Source organism: Thermosynechococcus sp. M3746_W2019_013, from assembly GCF_015296045.1.
Classification (GTDB): domain Bacteria; phylum Cyanobacteriota; class Cyanobacteriia; order Thermosynechococcales; family Thermosynechococcaceae; genus Thermosynechococcus.
This window is the reverse complement of the sequence record NZ_DVDW01000023.1, coordinates 1-2,583: the sequence shown is the minus strand read 5'-3', so window position 1 is coordinate 2,583 and position 2,583 is coordinate 1. Positions and strand designations below refer to the sequence as shown.

Sequence of the window (2,583 nt, the reverse complement as noted above, 5' to 3'; positions counted from 1 at the left end):
GACAACTTCTTTACCGGTAGTAAAACGAACATCGCACATTTGCTAGGGCATCCTTACTTCGAGCTGATGCGGGACGGCGTGACATTCCCGCTTTATGTCGAGGTCGATCAGATATACAACCTGGCTTGCCCCGCCTCGCCGGTGCACTATCAGCGGGACCCTTTGCAGAGTACGAAAACAAGCGTACATGGGGCGATTGACATGCTTGGCCTATCCAAGGGCTTGAAAGCCAGAATCTTTCAAGCTTTCACTTCTGAGGTCTACCTTTATGGTGCAGATGTTAAAATGCGAGAATATCGAGAATATAAATATAAATTAAATATCTACGGCGACGCTTTGCAAACGCGTAGTTTCTGCTATGTAGACGACATGATTGATGCTTTTGGGCTTCTGATGGAGAGTTAAAAGGGCTTTACTGGGCCAATTAATCTGTTGAATTCACTATGCTGGAACTAGCGGAAAATGTCTTGAGGCTGGTTGGCGGTCGTTCGAAACTCACTTTCAAACCCCTGCCGACAGATAAACCGCGCCAACAACAACTCGACATCAACCTGGCAAAGGAAAAGCTGCGCTGGGAACCGAAGGTAACCCTTGAAGACGGGCTGAGTAAGACTATTGCTTATTTCCGGAAGTTACTGGCTAGCTGATCTCCGCCTGACTTGTTTTTTGTAGGATGTCTGATAGGAATTGCTTCCATCCGTTACAACATGGTTGTTGACGGCGAGCTTGTGGCAATACGCCTGGGGAATAAGGAACATCTGATATTCCATAGTTAACGACGTCTTGCCAACGCGGCCTTTTATCTTGGAAGGTGTTTTCGATGCCCGACTTTCATTTGACCACGCCGGTCGCCTTTATCATCTTCAACCGTCCGGACACCACCGAGCGTGTCTTTGCCGAGATCGCCAAGGCCAGGCCGCCGAAATTATTGGTGGTTGGCGATGGCCCACGCGTTAATCGACAAGACGAGGCCGAAAAGGTTGCCGCCGCCCGCGCCGTCGTTGAACGCGTGGATTGGGAGTGCGAAGTGCTGACCAATTTCTCCGAGACAAACCTCGGTTGCAAGCAGCGCGTCTCCAGCGGCATCAACTGGGTTTTTTCACAGGTGGAAGAAGCCATCATCCTCGAGGACGATTGCCTGCCCGACCAAACATTTTTCCGGTTTTGCCAGGAACTACTGGAACGCTATCGCCACGACCAGCGCATTGGTATGATCAGCGGCAACAACTTCCAGTTCGGTCGTCGTCGCAATGGCGACAGTTATTACTTCTCGAAATACACGCACATCTGGGGCTGGGCGACATGGCGTGACCGGTGGGTCGGTAGCTACGACATCGCAATGTCCAAATGGCCACGCATCCGCGATGAAGGCTGGCTAGTCGATATGGTGGGCAATGCAAGCGAAGCGCGTTACTGGAAAAACATTTTCGAGTCGGTATATCGCGGTGAAATTGATACCTGGGATTATCAGTGGACTTTTGCGAATTGGGTTGAGGGTCGGCTAACCATCCTACCAGCAACAAACCTGATCTCGAATATCGGTTTCGGTCCTAATGCTACTCATACGAGGAGGACAAGCGAATTGGCCAATATGGCTCGCGTGCCGATGAATTTTCCTTTGGTGCACCCTGTAGGAGTAATCAGGAATAACCAGGCCGATAGGTTCAGCAATGTCAAATGTTTTCAGGGACCATTTGTTAAGAGTGTTTACAATAAACTTGCCGGGTTAGGAGGAAGCTTACGCAAGCGCTATAGCCGCTGCTGATACCGGGCTGGTAATGAGAAACTTTTCGATCCCCTGCAAATTGGCCGGAGCTCTGTATTGGATGCTAGGCGAACCCGTCAAAGGTCGGTATCTGGATGTTGGGGGAGGTTATGTCCGCAAATGTGTGTCGGCGCCTCTCGTTGACCCTTTTGCTGACCTGGTGCGAACCTCCTCAGCAACATTGGCTTTCTGCCTGAGATAACTCATACAACAGATATAGATAGCCTACTTCCTGAAATGGCCATCCAGAGTCTGGGCATCATCACTCACCCAAACAATGTGTGCTAAGATGTGTCGGCTGATTGTTATGTCTTTGATCATGTTTTTGCATGTTTTTGATGGTTGTAAGGAATGTTTCCCCTATATTTTATGATTTATGCAGTTACCGTCGCTGGGCTGCGGGTAACCTATGGGGCATCCTTAAAAGGAAGGTGAGTCATGCTTAAGGTCAATCTTGGTTGTGGCTGTTTTTTGTCGATTTCCCAGAGTGGCTGAATTTGGATTTCGCTCCGATTTTATGAGCTGTCCGACATGTCAACCTACTCAAACACTTGCCGTTGCCGAGTAACACAGCCTCGTACCTATTCGTCTCTATTCGTCGCATTTTCTCGAGCATGTGTCGCGCTTGCTGGTGCACGGCTTGGTGCGTGAATGCGTCGCTTGCGGAATCACTCTACATAGAGGCGTGAAGGCACGGTTGTTTTTTGCACCTACTGAGCCTGGGGGCTAAGTGTGCGATGGCTGATTTGACGCAGTGGATTTCCGCCGATGAGTTGCCATTGATTAAGCTCGAAGAGCGCCAATGGTTGGCCCAAGTT

1 protein-coding gene and 1 pseudogene are annotated in these 2,583 nt (G+C 49.8%); both read left to right on the top strand.

What is annotated here, in order from left to right:
• A pseudogene (locus IGQ16_RS11725) lies at positions 1 to 647 on the top strand (SDR family NAD-dependent epimerase/dehydratase); the annotation flags it as partial.
• A gap of 173 nt (positions 648 to 820) precedes the next feature.
• Positions 821 to 1,765 (top strand): glycosyltransferase family 2 protein, encoded by a 945-nt coding sequence (locus IGQ16_RS04550; protein ID WP_297060399.1) that lies wholly within the window; start codon positions 821 to 823, stop codon positions 1,763 to 1,765.
• Positions 1,766 to 2,583 lie beyond the last annotated feature (818 nt).